Below are 17,056 nucleotides of genomic sequence, written 5' to 3'. Positions count from 1 at the left end.
CCGTTCGTCGCAGCGCGGTTCCGGACGGTGGGGCTACGACAGGGCCGCGCGCCACTCTGCGACGGCGTTCGCCGAGACCGGGTGGTGCCAGCCCCGGGGGCGGGCCGCGCTGCCGATGTGGAAGGCGTCGATGCCGGCCGCACGCAGGGTCGGGAGGTGGTCCAGGGTGAGGCCGCCGCCCACCAGGAGCTGCGCCCGGTAGCCGGGCTCGCCGCGGCGGGCGGCCTCGGCGAGCAGGACCGGCAGGCCGGCGTCCACGCCCTCGGCCGCGCCCGCGGTCAGGTAGGTGTCCAGGCCGGGCAGGTCCGCCAGGGCCTTGCGGAGCTGGTCGCGGTCGGCGGCCCGGTCGATGGCCCGGTGGAAGGTCCAGCGGCAGCCCGCCAGCTCGGCGACGACCGCTTCGACCGCGGCCAGGTCGGGGGTGCCGTCCGGCAGCAGGAAGCCGAGGACGAACTCCTCCGCGCCCTCCGCGCGCAGCGCCCGGGCCTCCGCGACCAGTGCGGACACATCGCCGGCGGCGAAGCCGTCGGTCTTCCGGAGCATGACGCGCAGCGGGATGTCCACGGCCGCGCGGATCGCTGCGAAGGTCTCCCGCGGCGGGGTCAGCCCGTCCGCCGCCATGTCGGTGACCAGTTCCAGGCGGTCCGCTCCACCGGCCTGGGCGGCGATCGCGTCCTCGGCGTTGAGGGCGATCACCTCCAGGACTGCACGGTTCGTCATGTGACCTCATCCTCCGGAAGCTGCTGTAGGGAAACTGCGTCTGACAGGTCCGACCGACCCGACCAAGAGGTCTAGTCCAATATCCAGGGTACGGGTCTCCGGCAGCGGTTCACCAGCACAATCACGCCACCCCCACATCCGCCCCTCAACCAGCCCACACCGCCACAGCACAATGACCTCATGGACACCGACATCGCGCAGCGCGAGCAGAGGCTGGCGGACGCCTGGCACGCCACCGCCACCGAGGCGGGCGCCCGGCGGGACCCCGCCCCCTATGCCGCCCGGCTCCTGGCCGCCTGGGCGGAACCGCAGCGCCGGTACCACACCACCGCGCACCTGGACGCCGTACTCCGGCACGTCGACACCCTCGCGGACCACGCCGCCGACCCGGCCGCGGTCCGGCTGGCCGCCTGGTTCCACGACGCCGTCTACCGGCCCGACCGCTCCGAGAACGAGGAACGCAGCGCCGCACTCGCCGAGCGCGCCCTCCCCGAGCTCGGCATCGGCCCCGACCGCACCGCCGAGGTGGCCCGGCTGGTCCGGCTCACGGTCACCCACCACCCCGCGCCCGGCGACACCAACGGCGAGGTGCTGTGCGATGCGGACCTCGCGGTGCTGGCCGGCGGGGTCGATGCGTACGCGGCGTATGTCGCCGCCGTCCGCGAGGAGTACCGCTTCGTACCGGAGGACGCCTTCCGGACCGGGCGGGCCGCCGTGCTCCGGCAGCTGCTGGACCTGCCCCGGCTCTTCCACACGCCGTACGGGACCGCCCACTGGGAGGGCCCGGCCCGGCGCAACCTCGCGGCCGAGCTGGCCACCCTGGTGGAGCCTCCGGTGGAGTCCGCGGGAATGTGATCGCGTTCGGCGCGGTTGGTGCAGTTCATGCCCGCTGCTGCCGAACGCCCCCGTATGCCCGTGGCCGTCTACATCCTCGGCCTGTCCGTCTTCGCACTCGGTACCAGCGAGTTCATGCTGTCCGGGCTGCTGCCGCCCATCGCGGCGGACATGGACGTCAGCATTCCGCAGGCCGGCCTGCTCATATCCGCCTTCGCCGTCGGCATGGTGGTGGGCGCCCCGCTGCTGGCCGTGGCCACCCTGCGGCTGCCCCGCCGCACCACCCTGATCTCGCTGATCAGCCTGTTCGGGCTCGGTCAGATCGCGGGCGCGCTGGCCCCCTCGTACGAGCTCCTCTTCGCCTCCCGGGTGGTTTCGGCGCTGGCCTGCGCCGGCTTCTGGGCGGTCGGCGCGGCCGTCGCCATCGCGATGGTCCCGGCCGACGCCCGGGCCCGCGCCATGGCCGTGATGATCGGCGGACTGTCGATCGCCAACGTGCTGGGCGTCCCGCTCGGCGCCTTCCTCGGCGAGCACCTCGGCTGGCGGTCCGCGTTCTGGGCGGTCGGCGCCGCCTCCGCGGTCGCCCTGGTGGGCATCCTGCTCCGGGTCCCGCGGATCCCGCTGCCCGCCGAGCGGCCCACCCTCGCCCACGAGCTGCGCATCTACCGCGACCGGCAGGTCTGGCTGGCCATCGGCATCACCGCGCTCGCGGCCGGCGGCGTCTTCTGCGCGTTCAGCTACCTCGCCCCGCTGCTCACCGATGTGGCCGGGCTGGAGTCCGGCTGGGTGCCGTGGGTGCTCGGCCTGTTCGGGATCGGCGCGCTGGTCGGGACGACCATCGGGGGGCGGGTCGCGGACGCGCACCTGTTCGGCGTGATGATCTGGGGGATCGTCGGCTCCACGGTGTTCCTGGCGGCGCTCGCCCTGCTGGCTTCCGCGGCGGTGGCGGCGGTCGGGCTGTCCTTCCTGATCGGGGTCTCGGCGTTCTTCACCGCGCCCGCCCTCAATGCGCGGATGTTCAATGTGGCGGGCGCGGCCCCGACGCTGGCCGGGGCGACCACCACGGCCGCGTTCAACCTCGGCAACACCGGCGGACCGTGGCTCGGCGGGACCGTCATCGACGCGGGCTGGGGCTTCACCGCGACCGCCTGGGCGGGCGCGGCCATGACGGTCACCGCGATCGGGCTGGCGCTGGCTGCGGTGCGCCTGGACCGGCGTACGAGCCTCCCCTCCCGGGTGGTCGGCTCATCCGTGACGGTGCCCACCGCCGACCCCTCGGGAGTCCGTGCCTAGGCCGGTGAGGGCGCGGGCCCTCTTTCGGCTGCGCGCCGGTCAGGTCAAGGCCGCCGGGAGCGGGGCTGCGTGGAGGGTGGTGAGGCCTGAGACGGCTCGGGTGAGGCAGACGTACAGGCGGCGGAGGCCGGTGCGCTCGTCCGGTTCGCCGTCGACGATCGCGGCCGGCTCGTCCAGGACCACGTAGTCGTACTCCAGGCCCTTGGCCAGCGACGCAGGGACCAGCGTCAGCCGGGACTCGGCGGTGGTCTCCTCGCCCGGCGAGAGGTACGCCATCCCGGCCGCCTCCAGTGCTTCCGCCAGCACCGGGATGCGGGCGTCCGCGGCGATCAGGCCGATCGAGCCCTCGTGGCGCAGCGAGTTCCGGCAGGCGGCGAGCACCGCCTCGGTGAGTTCCGAGGCCTCCGCGACCGGCTCCACCAGCAGCGAGCCCGGCGTCTCGCGGACCGAGGAGACCGCCGCCAGGCCCGGCGAGATCGCCGGGAGCAGCCGGGAGGCGTACGCGATGACCTCGCGCGGCACCCGGAAGCCGGCCGTGAGCTCCTCCAGCACCGCCTCCGGCTTGCCCAGGTGGCCGAGCGCCTCGGCCCAGCTGCGGGTGGCCCACGGGGTGGTGCCCTGCGCGAGGTCGCCGAGGACGGTCGCCGAACCGGTGGTGCAGCGGCGGCCCACCGCGCGGTACTGCATCGGGGACAGGTCCTGCGCCTCGTCGAGGACCACATGACCCAGGGACGGGGTGCGTTCGATCAGGTCGGCGGCCTCGTCGATGAGGACCAGATCGGCCGGCGACCACTTCGCCGACTTCACGCTGCGGAACGGCTTCGGCCACAGCAGCAGCTTCTGCTCGTCGGCGCTGAGGACCCCCTCCGCGTGCTCGGCCAGGAACTCCGGGTCGGCGAGCAGCCGCAGCACCAGCTTCGCCGGGTCCACGGCCGGCCAGATCTCCTTGACCGCCGCCTTCACGGCCGCGTTGCGGGCCACCGCGTCCTGGACCCGGTCGTCGGGCGCCTCGCCCGCCTGTTCCATCCGGACCAGCACGGTGTGCGCGATGCGCTGCGGGAGCGCCTCGCGGGCGGCGCCGTAGCGGATGTCGCGGTTCTGGAGTTCGGTGACGATCTCCTCCAGCTCGTACGCGGGGATCCGCCAGCGGCGGGAGCCGCGTACCACCATCAGGGCCTCGGTGGGGAGCGTGACATGCGAGCGGACGGCCCGGCGCAGCACCTCCGCCATCCGGGCGTCGCCCTTGATCACGGCGGTCTCGGCGGGGTCGGCGGCACGGACCTCGATGCCGCTGCCCGCGCCTGCGCCTGTGCCGGCGCCTGCGCCCGCCACCAGGTCGTCGACGGTGGCCTGCTTGACCTCCAGCTCGCCCAGGGCCGGCAGCACCTGCTCGATGTAGTGCAGGAAGGACCGGTTCGGCCCGATGACCAGGGTGCCGGTGCGGGCCAGCCGCTCCCGGTGCGCGTACAGCAGGTAGGCGACCCGGTGCAGGCCGACGGCGGTCTTCCCGGTGCCGGGGCCGCCCTGGACGCAGACGGAACCGGAGAGTCCGGAGCGGACGATCTCGTCCTGCTCGGGCTGGATCGTGGCGACGATGTCGCGCATGGGGCCCACGCGGGGGCGCTCGATCTCCTGCTGGAGCAGCCGGGAGACGGAGGCCGCCTCGGCGGGGTCGGAGAGGTGCTCGTCCTCGTACGCGGTGAGCTCGCCGCCGGTGTAGCCGAAGCGGCGGCGCAGCGCGATGTCCTGGGGGTCGGCCTTGGAGGCGCGGTAGAAGGGCTGGGAGACCGGCGCGCGCCAGTCGATCACCATGGGGTCGCCCTCGGCGTCGTGGACGTGCCGGCGGCCGATGTAGAACTGCTCGCCCTCGGCGCCTTCGGCGGCTTCCGCGCCGGGTGCGTGCAGGTAGTCGAGGCGGCCGAAGAAGAGCGGGGTGTGGGCGAGGTCCGCGAGGGCCTTGATCCGGTCGTCGATCTGGGCCTGGAGGACGATGGCGTTGACCCAGTTCGCGGTGACGTCGCGGATGTCGAGGGACTCGACGTCGGCGCGCATCGCGCGGAGTGCGGCGCGGGAGGCGGCGAGGTGAGCGCGTTCCCGGCCGAGCGGGCCGGCGGCGGGGTCGGAGTCGGGGCCGGGTGTCGTGTCGGGGGTCTCGGGGGCGTGCGAGGGCACGGGGGACTGCCTCCTGCTCGTGAACCGGAACTGAACCAGCTGGTCCGTCCGGTTCCGACCGGACGGTGGCACTCCCCGGTGATCGCGGCGGAGGCGGCAAGAGCGGAGATTGTAGTCAGCGCGGCGGCGGGGCGCGAACGGATAACCGGGCCATCCCCCAGGGACCCGTACGGGTGTCATACCGGGGAGTGTCAGACCTGGGACAGAGGGACCGGGTCCGGCATGGGCCCGGAGTCGTAGAAGGCGGGGCCCGGGATTCGGCCCCAGGGCCGATGCGCGGGGCCGGCCGGAAGCGGACCATGGATTCATGAGCACCGCAACCTTCACCCCGATCCGGGGCGGTCGCCCGAGCGGCGCCACCGCCACCTCCGACACCCACCCCCGGCACCGCGTGGGCAGCCTGCTGCGTGCCGCGAAGGTCTTCGCCAGCACCGCCGTCGGCGTGGTCCTGCTGGGCGAATACGCCGAGGACGCAGGCGTCATACGCCGCTGAGCCCGGCCCCGTCACGGGGAGTTCCAACTCGCCTGCCGGGCAGTAGCCTTGAGCCATGCGTTCCGAGGGGGGAAGCAGCAACGACCTGTCCGGCGAGGTCGCCGGTCCGGTCTTCCAGGCCGGGCGGATCGACGGCGGAATCCATGTGCACATGGGCGCCGCCCCGGCGTCCGGGCCGGCCGAGCCCCCGTTCGATGCGGAGGCACTGGGCCAGGAGCTGAGAGATGCCGCCAGGACCTGGCGGGCTCGCTTCTCCCAGGTCGATTTCGTGAACCTGCCGCGCATGCCGATGCTCTCCGACGGGGAGGCCGTGCTGCGGGCGGCCCGCCGGGCGGGGGTGCACGGAGACCGGCCGCTGCGGGGCCAGGGGATGGCCCCCGGGATACTCGCCTCCCTGCTCAGACCGCTGTTCGAGACCTGGCATACCCAGGCCGTACCGCTGGACGAGGACACGGTGGACCGGGTGCCGCAGGGCACCCTGGTCTCCTTCGAGGCGGAGGCGCAGTGCGCGAACCCGCCGGAGCTCCCGCCCGCCGAGCTCACCGGGAACATCGCGCGGGACCCCCACCTGTCCTTCCGGGTCGGTGAGCGGCGGGTTCTCGTCCGCTTCGATCCGGTGTGGCTCACCACGTCCACGGCCGGGGGCACGCTCTGGAACGCAGCCGAGGAACCGGTGCTCTTCGCCGGGCTGGGCACGGTGGTCCGGGCCGCCGGCGGCGACCGTCGTCCCTTGGTGCTGTCGGCGCTGGTCTTCGGGCAGCCGCAGACGGCGGCCCAGGCGGAGTGGGACTACTTCACCGGACAGACACTGCGCTCCCCTGCCGGGCTGTCCGACGACGACTTCCGCAACGAATGGTCCGGGTCCGGGCAGCGGGCCCGGCAGAAGGGGGTGGACGCGGTGGAGTCGCTGACCGTGGGACTGTTCTTCGACGAGGACCGGGTGGAGCCCGGGCAGATCGACCGCGAGGTGCTGGCCCGGCTGCTGCGGGTGATCCCGGAGCACCGCCGTGACCTCGGAGTGGCGATCGCCTCCGTGTGCCACCCCCAGCTGTACGCGTCCGGGGTCCGGGCGGTGGACCTGGCCGCCCACCTCCTGGCGCGCGAGCCCGCCCTGTGGAAGACCTTCACCATTCCCGGCCTCGCGGCGGTGCTCAAGGAGACCAATTTGGCCGTCTGCGCGGTCTCCGGGCTGCGGCCGGAGCAGGCCGGCGACCTGGACGACGTACTCCGCGAGGAGTTCGAGGCGTACGTGGGCGGGGTGGAGCGGGACGACGGGCTGTGGCTCCACCGGGAGGTGTTTCCCGGACACGACCGGTACCGGGTGGTCGGCGCGGGGCTGCGGCTCTGCTACAGCGAGGGCGACCTGGCCTACGGGCGGATCGACCAGGACGACTGGGACCGGGAGCCGGCGCGGTGGCGCACGACCGGCCTGTTCCAGGACGTGGCCTGGGAGGAGGACGAGGCGCGGTCCGCCGCGGACGAGGCGGAGGCCGCGGAGCTCCTGGCCGGGCTGTACGCCGTCCCGGACGACCCGGAGGCCGACCCGGAGCCGGGCCGGGACCGGTAGCCGGGCCGGGCGCCGAAGGGGGCCGGGCCCGGGCCCGGGCCCGCGGTAGCGGCCCCCGTGCTCCGGTCAGTTCTCCTTGAGCAGTTCGTCGGCGTCCATGATCCGGTAGGCGTAGCCCTGTTCCGCGAGGAAGCGCTGGCGGTGGGCGGCGAAGTCCTGGTCGATGGTGTCGCGGGCGACCACCGAGTAGAACCGCGCCTCGTGGCCGTCCGCCTTCGGGCGCAGGACCCGCCCGAGCCGCTGGGCCTCCTCCTGGCGGGAGCCGAAGGTACCGGAGACCTGGATGGCGACCGTCGCCTCCGGCAAGTCGATCGAGAAGTTCGCGACCTTGGACACGACCAGCACGCTGATCTCGCCCTCGCGGAACGCGTCGAAGAGCTTCTCGCGCTGCGCGTTGGAGGTCTCACCCTTGATCACGGGCGCGTCCAGGTGCTCGCCGAGTTCATCGAGCTGGTCGATGTACTGCCCGATGACCAGCGTCTGTTCGCCCCGGTGCTTCCGGACCAGCGCCTCCGTCACCTTCCGCTTGGTCGCGGTGGTCGCGCAGAAGCGGTACTTCTCCTCCGTCTCGGCCGTCGCGTACGCCAGCCGCTCGCTCTCGGTCAGGTTTACCCGCACCTCGACGCAGTCCGCCGGCGCGATGTAGCCCTGCGCCTCGATCTCCTTCCAGGGCGCGTCGAACCGCTTCGGCCCGATCAGCGAGAACACGTCCGACTCCCGGCCGTCCTCCCGGACCAGGGTGGCGGTCAGGCCGAGCCGCCGCCGGGCCTGGAGGTCGGCGGTGAACTTGAAGACCGGCGCGGGCAGCAGGTGCACCTCGTCGTAGACGATCAGGCCCCAGTCCCGGGAGTCGAACAGCTCCAGGTGCGGGTAGATGCCCTTCCGCTTGGTCGTCAGGACCTGGTAGGTGGCGATGGTGACCGGCCGGATCTCCTTCCGGGTGCCGCTGTACTCGCCGATCTCGTCCTCCGTCAGGGAGGTGCGCCGGACCAGCTCGTGCTTCCACTGCCGGGCCGACACCGTGTTCGTCACCAGGATCAGCGTGGTCGCCTTCGCCTCGGCCATGGCGCCCGCGCCGACCAGCGTCTTGCCCGCGCCGCAGGGCAGTACGACCACCCCGGACCCGCCGTGCCAGAACCCGTCCACGGCCTGCCGCTGGTAGGGCCGCAGCTTCCACCCGTCCTCGGCCAGCTCGATGGGGTGCGCCTCGCCGTCCACGTACCCGGCCAGGTCCTCGGCCGGCCAGCCCAGCTTGAGCAGGGTCTGCTTGATCTGCCCGCGCTCGGAGGGGTGCACGGCCACGGTGTCGGCGTCGATCCGCGCCCCGACCAGCGGGGTGATCCGCTTGGACCGCAGGATCTCCTCGAGCACCGGCCGGTCGGTGCTGGTCAGCACCAGCCCGTGCACCGGGTGCTTGGAGAGGGTGAGCCGCCCGTACCGGGCCATGGTCTCGGCGACGTCGACCAGCAGCGCATGCGGGACGGGATACCGGGAGTACTCCACCAGCGCGTCCACCACCTGCTCGGCGTCGTGCCCGGCGGCCCGGGCGTTCCACAGGCCGAGCGGGGTGATCCGGTAGGTGTGGATGTGCTCCGGGGCGCGCTCCAGTTCCGCGAAGGGCGCGATGGCGCGCCGCGCGGCGTCTGCGAGCTCGTGGTCGACTTCGAGGAGGAGCGTCTTGTCGCTTTGAACGATGAGCGGACCGTTCACCTGGCGTGCATCCCTTCCGGCAGGCGTGACCCCCCGGGCGTGGGCGGCCAAACCTCCAGTCTGCCGTATCGCGCTACGTCCTGGGCTTCGCGCGCAGAGCGTTCTGGGCGGCTTCGGCAGCGGCGGCGTAGTCCTGGTTGTTCGTTTCCCGGAGCAGGGGCACGGCGGCGGCCAGCGCTGCCAGCGCCTCCTCGGACCGGCCGGCTTGCTCCAGGTGGCGCGCGAGGCCGTACAGGGCGACGGCCTCGCCGTGCCGGTCGCCCGTGGCGCGCAAGCAGTCCACCGAGCGCGTGGCGGCGTCGACGGCCTCCTCCGGCCGGTCCAGCTTCGCCAGGACGCTGGCCAGATTGGTGAGCGCGCCGCCCTCCTGGTGCCGGTCGGCGATCTCGCGGAAGGTCCGGATCGCGAGCTCCAGGGGGCCGACCGCCTCCTCGAACCGCTCGGCGGTGAGCAGGGCGAGGCCCAAGTTGTTCAACGCCAGGCCCTTGCTGCGCGGTGCGTGGGTGAGACGGAAGATCTCGATGGCGCGGGTGTGCGCCTCGACCGACTCCTCCAGGCGGTCCATACGGCGCCAGACGAGGCCGAGGTTGTTCAGTGTCTGGGCCTCGCCATGGGTGTCGCCGACCTCTCGGTGGGCGGCGAGGCCGCGGGTGAGTGCGTCGGCGGCCTCGTCGAGACGGTTCTCCCGGCGCAGGACGGTGCCAAGGCTGCCGAGGGTCTGTGCCTCGCCGAGTCGGTCGCCGAGCTCCACACAGATGGCGATGTCCTGGGTGAACAGGTCGATGGCCTCGTCGGAGTGGTGCAGGTCCATGTGGACCAGGCCGAGATTGGTGAGTGCCTTGCCCACTCCGTGCCGGTCGCCCACCTCCCGCAGCAGGGACAGCGCACGGGTGAGAGCGGTGACCGCGTCGTCGAAGCGCCGCATCTCCTGGAAGACCAGGCCGAGATCGACCAGTGCGCTTCCTTCGAGGTGAGGGTCTGCGGACGACCGGTAGTACGCGATGGCCCGTTCGAGGGCCGAGCAGGCTTCGTCGAATCGCCGGAGCGACCTGAGCGGACCGCTCAGCCCGAACAGCGCGAGGGCCTCGTCGGCCCGGGAACCGGACGCGCGGGCGCAGTCGAGGGCCGCGGCGGCGATGATGACCCAGTCGACGAAGTACCGCTGCCGGGAGAGGAAGCCGGTCAGCGAGGTGAGCAGGTGGCCCGGCACCCACACGTACCCCAGACCGACGGCGGCGACCGTGGTGGCGACCAGATTGGCGCGCTCGTCCTCCAACCAGGCCAGCGCGGCCTCCCGGGCGGGGCCGTCGGAATGCAGCCGGTATCCGGCCTCCCGCGCCGTGGACAGGTAGTGGACGTGCAGCCGTCCCCGCGCCGCCCTGCGCTCCGCCTCCGGGTCCTGCTCCCGGCCGAGCTCTTCGGCGTACAGGCGGATCAGGTCGTGCATGCGCCAGCGCCCGTACGTGGCCCCCGGCTCGATCAGGTGGCCGCGTGCCAGGTCCTGGAGCACCTCTTCGGCCGGGTACGGCTCGGTGTCCGCGAGCCGGGCGGCGGCCTCGGTGGCGATATCGGCGCCGGGGTTGATCGGCAGCAGCCTGAACAGCCGGGCCTGCCCGGCGCCGAGATGCTCGTACGAGAGGCCGAAGGCCGCGCGCACGGCGAGGTCCTCGCGGGACAGCCGCCCGAGCCGCTGCCGGCTGTCCTCCAGGGCCTCGGTCATGGACGACAGCGGGCGCTGCGGCAGATCGGCGAGCAGCGCGGCCACGATGCGCAGGGCGAGCGGGAGGAACCCGCACAGCCGGGCCAGGGCGGCGGCCTCGTCCGGAGCGGAGGCGACCCGGCCCTCGGCCGGTCCGCGCGCCTTGCGCAGCGCTCCGTCGAGCAGCTCCACGGCGGCGGCCTCGTCGAGCACCGAAAGGTCGTGCAGGTGGGCATCGGGGAGGGCCAGGGTGTGGCGGGAGGTGACCAGGGCGGGGATACGGGGGTCGCCGGAGAGCAGCGGGGCCACCTGCTCGGCGGTCCGGGCGTTGTCCAGTACCAGCAGCACCCGGCGGCCCTGGTCGGCGTAGGAGGCGAGGACGGAGCGGTAGAGGCGGGTCCGCTCCTGCAGGCCGGCGGGGACGTGCTCGTCCGGGATGCCCAGGGCGCGCAGCAGCTGGCCGAGGGCCCGGTCGGGGGTGACCCGTCGTTCGGTGTCGTAGCCGAACAGGTCGATGAAGAGGGCCCCGCCGGGGAACCGGCCGTCTTCCTGCAGGGCCCGGTGGGCGACTTGGAGGACCAGTTCCGTCTTCCCGATCCCGGCCAGCCCGCTGACCACCTGCCGTACGGAGCCTTGCGGGGGCGGGCGGAGCCCGTCGAGCAGGAGGTTCACCTCGCTCTCGCGGCCCGTGAACGTGGCTGCCGGGGAGGGCATTCCGGTGAGTGCGGGGGTGAGGGTGGGCGGGAGCTGGAGTGTGACCGTGCCGCCCTGCACGACCACGTTGTGGAAGACGCCGCCGCTGATCTCGTTGTGGTGGTTCCGGCTGCCCGTGACGCCGGTCGTGTCGCCGGTCATGTTGCCCCCCTGCGGATCCGGACCCACAGGATAGGACCGGTCGAGGTGCCGCGTACGGGCCACCGGCTATGCGCCCAGGTGGGACAACGGCCCCGCGGGATACCGGGTTTCGGCGGGGAGGAGGGCGCGGGCGGCGGTCTCGTCGCCCGCCCGGACCAGGGCGTGGATCTCCCGGGCCAGCGGGGTGACATCGCGGATGGCGACGGTCCACTCGTCCGCGTAGGCGCGGGAGGCCGGGCCGGACAGGCCCAGTTGGAGGGAGCGGTACGGCAGCGGGTTCAGGTGCAGGTCCCGTTCCGGGTCCCACTGGACCCGGGCCGGGGCGGCGCGCAGGGCGGACTGCCAGGCCTCACGGTCGGGGTGGGTGCCGGGTTCGTAGTGCGACAGGCAGGCGCCGGCGAGGGCGTGGTCGAAGCCCTCGCGGGTGATCTCCACGGCCAGGACGGTCTCCTGGTCGGTCTTCGTCGCCCAGCCGCAGCGGTACATCATCCACAGGAACGACGGCTTGATCCAGGTCATCCGCTCCCGCTTCCACGCGGCGGGGAACCGCTGGTCGCGGGCGGCCGGGAGGCCGAGGGCGGGCGCGTAGGCCTGGTAGACGGTGACGGTGGTGGCGGTGTGGGCGGCCCGTATCTCGCGATGAGCGGGGTGGTCCGGGGACGTGGTGTGGGTTGCTGCCTGCATGAGGGCAGCCTGGGGGAAGGCGGGGCCCGCCCGCACCCCGATTTCCGCCTGCGGCGGATGGCCCGACCCGGACCCGGTCCTCAGACCTGGTTCTCAGACCTGGTTCTCAGACCTGGTCCTCGGCCAGTTCGGCGACCCCGGTGATCCGGTGCAGGGCGTACGTGCGGACCTCGTCGGCGGTGTGGTCGTAGCCCGTGACGAACCCGCCCTCCACCCGGACCGGGGCGATCACCCGCTGGCTGGCCGCGCCGTCCGCGTTCACATAGCCGATCCACACCGCCGAACCCGTCAGGGCCGCCGCCTGCACCGTGGCCAGGGTCTCCGCCGCGGTGGTGCGCGGCAGTTCGCCCGGCGTCCGGGCCGGCGAGGCCGGGCCGCCGGCCCCCGAAGCCCCGGCCGAGGGCTCCTTGCGGACCGCGGTGGCCGCCACGTCGCCCGCGCGGATGGCCCGTACCGCCGCGCCCAGCAGGGTCGCGTCCGGGACCGGCGGGCCGTCCGGCACGGGGGCGGGTGCGGTGCGCGGCGGGGTGCGGTGGACGTCCGCGCGGGTGATCAGGACGTCTCCGGTGGAGGATTCGGCCGCCGGGGCGTAGCCCATGGCGCGCAGCCCGTCGAGCAGGCCCGCGGGATCGGCCTGGGCGGCCAGTACGGTCGGGGCGAGCCGGCGCAGACCGAGGCCGGCCGAGCGCTTGTCGGCCAGGATCTCGCCCAGGACCGAGTCGTCGTCGCAGCGTACGTACGAGGAGGCCGCCCCCACCCGCACGTGGCCGTGCCGCCGCGCCACGTCGTCGATCAGGTACGCGAGGGGCTGCGGGACCGGGGTCCGGCTGTGCTCGGCGAGGAAGGCGTGCAGGTCGGAGGCGGTACGGCCGGCGTCCAGGGCGCGCCGCACCGAGGACGGGGTGAACCGGTACACGGTCGCGCCGCCCTTGGACTCCACCACCGCGAGCACCCCGAGGGTTTCGGCGAGCGGCCGGCGCAGCGGGCCCGGGGCCACGGCCGTGAGGTCGGCCTGCAGCAGGACGTGGTCGACGGGTTCGGGCAGCTGCGGGGCGAGCAGCGGGGCCGGGTCCTCGCCCGCGAGGAGGGCCCGGCCGGGACCGGCGAGTGCGCCGCGGCCGGTGACCCCGAGCAGCTCCGCCTCGGCGAGGGTGAACCGGGCCAGCCGGGACCGGAGTTCGCTGGTGCCGTGCACCGGACGTTCCCAGGCGAGCCGGTCGAGGAGGGCCTCGGGGGCGGCCGAGCCGCCCTCGGGCAGCGCGGCGAGCAGTTCCAGCACCCGGCGGCGGACCTCGGGTGCGGCGGACCGGTCCAGGTCGGGCCCGAGGGCGGAGAGGGTCCGGCCCTTCGCGTCCGGCTCGCCGACCAGCCCGGCGGTCCGGGTGGCCGGCATCCAGGCGCGGGCGAGCACGGCCCAGCGCTCGTGGGGCGGGAGGTCGGTCCAGTCGTCGTAGGCGGGGGTGGGGGCGTACCGTTCGTCGGCCTCGCCGTCGCTGGCCAGCAGGCCGGCCGCGTAGGCGAGTTCGATCCAGAAGGCGGCGACGGGCTCGCCGATGTCCAGGGCGACCGCGGTCCGCTTGAGATCGCGTACGGCCAGCCCGCCGGCCCGCAGGACGGCCGGACCGGAGCCGTGCTCCCAGGACTTCAGCAGTTCTTCGACGGCGGACAGCGCGGCCAGCGCCTGGCCGGCGGCATTGGCGTCCACAAGCTGTGGACGGTGCAGCGACTCGGCGGGCACCGCCGGCGGCACCGGCTCGATCCTGCGGTGCGCCCGCCCGCCGCGCAGGTGCAGGGCGACCTCGCGGGGCAGTACGACGGTCCGGGCGGAGGCGGGCAGCAGCAGCCCGCGGTCGCGCAGCCAGCGCACGGGCAGCGTGGGCTGCGGGGTGACCTCCCCGTACGGCGGGCCCCACACCAGCCGGTCCAGTACGTGGTGCGCCTCGGCGGGGGCCTGGTCGAGCAGCGCGGACATCCGGACCGGGTCGGTGAACAGGGCGGTCAGCGCGGCGACGGCGGACACCGGGTCGTGGGTGCCGGGCAGCCCTGCGGTGGCCACGATCTCCTGGACCCGGGTGGGCGACATCCCGGCGGTGGCCTCGGCGACGGTCGGCCCGAGGCCGGTCGGGGAGGGCCGGGCGGCGGAGGGGGCGAGCAGCTCGCGGGCGGTGCGGAGGAGACGGAGACGGTCGTCGTCGCCCCAGACGACGGCCTGGGTGCGGAGGGTGTGGAGGGTGTGGGGGAGGGCGGCGCGGATGTCCTCGACGAGGCTGGTGGGGGTGGTGGGGCCGGTGGGGTCGGCGGGGCCGGTCGGGTCGGAGGACGCGGTGGGGTCGGTGGACGTGGCGGGGCCGGTGGGATCGGTGGACGCGGTGGTGGCCTCCGGCGCGGGGTCCTCGGGTGGCTGGTGGCCGGTCAACAGGGCCTCGAGCGTGGCGTAGTCGCACGGGTCCGGGGCCACCGCCAGAGCCTCCGCCGTCTGCAGGGCGAAGCGGTCCAGCCGGTCCAGCGCGCGGACCACCGAGGCGCGGGTGCCGGCCCGGGTGGCGAGCTGGGTCAGGTCGTTCGGGACCGGGCTGAGCAGGTCGGGGCGGGCGGACAACAGCGCAGCCAGGCCCGCGTCGTCGCGGGCGCGCAGCGCCTCGGCGAGAGAGCGCGGCGCGGTCCCTCCGGTGCTTGCCTCGGGCACGGTCGCCTCCTGGTCGCCTCGGCCGGTCCCGCCGGCCCCCATCCGGTCCACGTTATCCGCTGCGCCCCGCGCTGCTCCACGCATGCACGCGCTACGGTCGGGGCGGGGTTCTCCGGCGGGGTCCGGGGCGGTGAAGGGAGGAGCCGGGGGATGGGGATCGAGAGCGACCATCTGGTCTACGAATACCTGAGCCGGGTCGGGGATCTGGCGCAGCGCCGGCAGCTGCCGTCGGGGGACCGGATGCGGCTGGTCGCCGGGCTGCGGGACGAGATCGACCGGCGCCGGGCCAAGTACGACCCGGAGACCCCTGCCGCGGTGCGCCGCATCCTGGAGCGGATCGGCACGCCGGAGGAGGTACTGGACACGCTGGGCGGGGGCGCGGGCTCCGTACCGGCTGGGGAATCGGACCGCGGGCCGGGCGTGCCGACCCAGCGGGCCCCGGGGCGGCTGCGCCGCCAGGCACCGCCGCCTCCGCCGCCTCCGCAGACCGGGGCTGCGCCGCCGCACCTGGCCGGGCTGGACGAGCTGGGGGCGTCGGCGTCGGCGTCGGAGCCGGACTGGTGGCGGGTGGGCCCCCCGGCCCCGTACGGCGGCGGGCCGCAGGTCGACGGCTTCGTCGGCGGGATCGAGCGGCCGGACCTGTTCGGCCCGGTGACGGAGGAGGAGCCGGAACCGCAGGAGGAGGAGGCTGCGGCGGAGCGGCGGCCGGGCTTCGTCCGGGCGCTCCGGAACCGTCGCGACCGCCGCGATGGCCGTGATCAGAAGACGGCCGCGGGCCCCCGCCCGAAGCCGCACGTCTTCCTCCTGCTGGCGGCCCTGGTGCTGGTGGCGGGCGTGGTCACCGGGGAGTGGCTGGTGCTGGCGGCCGGCTGGCTCTTTGCGTACGGGTCCCGGGTGCTCGGGCCCGCGGAGCGGAAGTGGGTGGTGTTCGGGCTGCCGGGGGTGGTGTGCGGGGGCGCGCTGCTGTGGGTGTGGGGGCGGGCGGATGGGCGCTGGGGCGAGGCGCTGGGGGAGGGGCAGGCGGGGGAGGCGCTGACCGGCATGCTGCCGTGGGTTGTGCGGGCCGCGGCCTTGGCTTCCGCGCTGTATCTCTTGTGGCGTTCCCGCCGCCCCTAGCCGGCCGGGCTGCCCTGCGGCGCCGTTCCGTGCCCGGGGCTGCGCCCGGCCCTGCTTGGGGCTGCGCCCCGGCTTGCCGCCGGGTCCCGGGGCCAAGCCACGGGGCCCCGGGGGCGGACCCCCGGGCGAAGTCCGGAGTTCACCTGCCCGCAAGGCGCAGCCAAGGCCCTGTTCCCGGTGGCGGCAAGCCGGTCGGCACAATGGCGCGTATGACGCACAGTGCCCGGACGCGGCCGACCCTTACGGTCGGGTTCGACCTCGATATGACCCTCATCGATTCCCGGCCGGGCATCAAGGCCGCCTATGTGGCCCTGTCCGCCGAGACCGGGACCTTCATCGACGCCGACGAGGCGATCACCCGGCTCGGGCCGCCGCTCGACGAGGAGCTTGCGTACTGGTTTCCCGAGAGGGAGATCCCGGCGATGGCCGACCGGTACCGGGAGATCTACCCCACCCACGCCATCGCGCCGACCCCGGCCATGCCCGGTGCACGCGAGGCCGTCGAGGCCGTGCAGGCGCTCGGTGGGCGGGCCATCGTGGTCACCGCCAAGCACGAGCCGAACGCCCGGCTGCACCTCGCCCACCTCGGCATCGAGCCCGACGCCGTGATCGGCTGGCTGTGGGCGGAGGCCAAGGCGGGCGCGCTGCGCGAGTACGGGGCGCAGGTGTACGTCGGCGACCACGTCGGCGACGTGCGCGGCGCCCGTACCGCCGGCGCGCTGTCGGTGGCGGTGCCCACCGGCCCCTGCCCGGAGCCCGAGCTGCGCGCGGCGGGCGCGGACGTGGTGCTGCCCGACCTCACCGCCCTGCCGGCCTGGCTGAAGGAGTACGCCGAGAGGTACTTCGCCGCTCAGGACATCTGAGAGGCCCGCGCTGCGCGGCGCTGCGCCGCGATCCCGCGCAGCACTCCGGCGGCCGAGATGATGAAGCCGACGCCCATCAGCATGCACACCGCCCAGGCGTACGACGGGAACGGGTCGGTGTCCAGGAACAGTGGAGCCATGGTCGCCAGGGTGGCCAGCGCACCGAGGACGAACACGATCCCGCCCGCCTTGACCAATGCGTCGCCGGGCCGTGCTTCGTCGGGCTGAGGAGTAGCAGTCACCCCACCAGGGTAGTTCCCTGGCCGAAGCGGCCAACAGGTTCCGACCGGGCGACGTCTTGTCAGCCGCTCCGAGACCATTAGCCTGAGAGGTGGCGGGTCACAGATGACCCGCTGCACTGCTA

At 74.2% G+C, this 17,056-nt stretch carries 13 protein-coding genes; 6 read left to right on the top strand and 7 right to left on the bottom strand.

Going from position 1 to position 17,056, the window contains the following annotated elements; translation table 11 throughout:
- Positions 1-33 precede the first annotated feature (33 nt).
- Positions 34-720, bottom strand: coding sequence for a copper homeostasis protein CutC (locus DEJ50_RS14690; RefSeq protein WP_150208471.1), 687 nt, complete (start codon positions 718-720; stop codon positions 34-36).
- A gap of 180 nt (positions 721-900) precedes the next feature.
- On the opposite strand from DEJ50_RS14690, the gene DEJ50_RS14685 reads away from it, so the two are divergent.
- Together DEJ50_RS14685 and DEJ50_RS14680 are read left to right on the top strand one after the other, a co-directional pair.
- A complete protein-coding gene (locus DEJ50_RS14685) occupies positions 901-1,575 on the top strand; it encodes a hypothetical protein (protein WP_223837758.1) in 675 nt (224 codons plus the stop codon).
- Between the two features lie 54 nt (positions 1,576-1,629).
- The gene (locus tag DEJ50_RS14680) at positions 1,630-2,847 is read left to right on the top strand and encodes a Cmx/CmrA family chloramphenicol efflux MFS transporter (RefSeq protein ID WP_150212138.1); all 1,218 of its coding nucleotides are present in this window, start codon (positions 1,630-1,632) and stop codon (positions 2,845-2,847) included.
- Between the two features lie 39 nt (positions 2,848-2,886).
- Here DEJ50_RS14680 and DEJ50_RS14675 read toward each other — a convergent pair whose 3' ends face one another.
- The gene (locus DEJ50_RS14675) at positions 2,887-5,019 is read right to left on the bottom strand and encodes a HelD family protein (protein WP_150208470.1); all 2,133 of its coding nucleotides are present in this window, start codon (positions 5,017-5,019) and stop codon (positions 2,887-2,889) included.
- Between the two features lie 307 nt (positions 5,020-5,326).
- Here DEJ50_RS14675 and DEJ50_RS14670 point away from each other — a divergent pair, with 307 nt between their 5' ends.
- Both DEJ50_RS14670 and DEJ50_RS14665 read left to right on the top strand, forming a co-directional pair.
- The gene (locus tag DEJ50_RS14670; RefSeq protein WP_150208469.1) at positions 5,327-5,512 is read left to right on the top strand and encodes a hypothetical protein; all 186 of its coding nucleotides are present in this window, start codon (positions 5,327-5,329) and stop codon (positions 5,510-5,512) included.
- A gap of 55 nt (positions 5,513-5,567) precedes the next feature.
- Complete coding sequence (locus DEJ50_RS14665) at positions 5,568-7,079, top strand: hypothetical protein (protein WP_150208468.1); 1,512 nt, start codon at positions 5,568-5,570, stop codon at positions 7,077-7,079.
- A gap of 66 nt (positions 7,080-7,145) precedes the next feature.
- On the opposite strand, the gene DEJ50_RS14660 is transcribed toward DEJ50_RS14665, so the two are convergent.
- The 4 genes from DEJ50_RS14660 to DEJ50_RS14645 form a co-directional block, all read right to left on the bottom strand.
- Positions 7,146-8,789, bottom strand: a complete 1,644-nt coding sequence (locus DEJ50_RS14660; RefSeq protein WP_150208467.1) for a DNA repair helicase XPB — start codon at positions 8,787-8,789, stop codon at positions 7,146-7,148.
- A 73-nt stretch (positions 8,790-8,862) separates the two neighbouring features.
- The gene (locus DEJ50_RS14655; RefSeq protein ID WP_150208466.1) at positions 8,863-11,343 is read right to left on the bottom strand and encodes a tetratricopeptide repeat protein; all 2,481 of its coding nucleotides are present in this window, start codon (positions 11,341-11,343) and stop codon (positions 8,863-8,865) included.
- A 66-nt stretch (positions 11,344-11,409) separates the two neighbouring features.
- Positions 11,410-12,027, bottom strand: coding sequence for a DUF4291 domain-containing protein (locus tag DEJ50_RS14650; protein WP_150208465.1), 618 nt, complete (start codon positions 12,025-12,027; stop codon positions 11,410-11,412).
- A gap of 106 nt (positions 12,028-12,133) precedes the next feature.
- Positions 12,134-14,755 (bottom strand): helicase C-terminal domain-containing protein, encoded by a 2,622-nt coding sequence (locus DEJ50_RS14645; protein ID WP_223837757.1) that lies wholly within the window; start codon positions 14,753-14,755, stop codon positions 12,134-12,136.
- Between the two features lie 108 nt (positions 14,756-14,863).
- On the opposite strand from DEJ50_RS14645, the gene DEJ50_RS14640 reads away from it, so the two are divergent.
- The gene (locus DEJ50_RS14640) at positions 14,864-15,829 is read left to right on the top strand and encodes a hypothetical protein (RefSeq protein WP_150208463.1); all 966 of its coding nucleotides are present in this window, start codon (positions 14,864-14,866) and stop codon (positions 15,827-15,829) included.
- A 200-nt stretch (positions 15,830-16,029) separates the two neighbouring features.
- Positions 16,030-16,692: an HAD family hydrolase gene (locus DEJ50_RS14635; RefSeq protein ID WP_411757606.1), complete on the top strand. Its 663-nt coding sequence runs from the start codon at positions 16,030-16,032 to the stop codon at positions 16,690-16,692.
- Here DEJ50_RS14635 and DEJ50_RS14630 read toward each other — a convergent pair.
- The gene (locus tag DEJ50_RS14630; protein WP_150208461.1) at positions 16,680-16,934 is read right to left on the bottom strand and encodes a hypothetical protein; all 255 of its coding nucleotides are present in this window, start codon (positions 16,932-16,934) and stop codon (positions 16,680-16,682) included. The two genes, DEJ50_RS14635 and DEJ50_RS14630, sit on opposite strands and share 13 nt — an antisense overlap.
- Positions 16,935-17,056: the final 122 nt, after the last annotated feature.

It is taken from the genome of Streptomyces venezuelae (assembly GCF_008642295.1).
Lineage (GTDB): Bacteria > Actinomycetota > Actinomycetes > Streptomycetales > Streptomycetaceae > Streptomyces > Streptomyces venezuelae_C.
Note: the sequence above shows the minus strand (reverse complement) of the source record. Positions and strands in the feature narration are given on the sequence as shown.

Bases quoted from the DNA above. Each gene is read 5' to 3' on its own strand.
- DEJ50_RS14690 (WP_150208471.1), bottom strand. From the start codon at position 720: ATGACGAACCGTGCAGTCCTGGAGGTGATCGCCCTCAACGCCGAGGAC.
- DEJ50_RS14685 (WP_223837758.1), top strand. From the start codon at position 901: ATGGACACCGACATCGCGCAGCGCGAGCAGAGGCTGGCGGACGCCTGG.
- DEJ50_RS14680 (WP_150212138.1), top strand. From the start codon at position 1,630: ATGCCCGTGGCCGTCTACATCCTCGGCCTGTCCGTCTTCGCACTCGGT.
- DEJ50_RS14670 (WP_150208469.1), top strand. From the start codon at position 5,327: ATGAGCACCGCAACCTTCACCCCGATCCGGGGCGGTCGCCCGAGCGGC.
- DEJ50_RS14665 (WP_150208468.1), top strand. From the start codon at position 5,568: ATGCGTTCCGAGGGGGGAAGCAGCAACGACCTGTCCGGCGAGGTCGCC.
- DEJ50_RS14655 (WP_150208466.1), bottom strand. From the start codon at position 11,343: ATGACCGGCGACACGACCGGCGTCACGGGCAGCCGGAACCACCACAAC.
- DEJ50_RS14650 (WP_150208465.1), bottom strand. From the start codon at position 12,027: ATGCAGGCAGCAACCCACACCACGTCCCCGGACCACCCCGCTCATCGC.
- DEJ50_RS14645 (WP_223837757.1), bottom strand. From the start codon at position 14,755: ATGGGGGCCGGCGGGACCGGCCGAGGCGACCAGGAGGCGACCGTGCCC.
- DEJ50_RS14640 (WP_150208463.1), top strand. From the start codon at position 14,864: ATGGGGATCGAGAGCGACCATCTGGTCTACGAATACCTGAGCCGGGTC.
- DEJ50_RS14635 (WP_411757606.1), top strand. From the start codon at position 16,030: ATGGCGCGTATGACGCACAGTGCCCGGACGCGGCCGACCCTTACGGTC.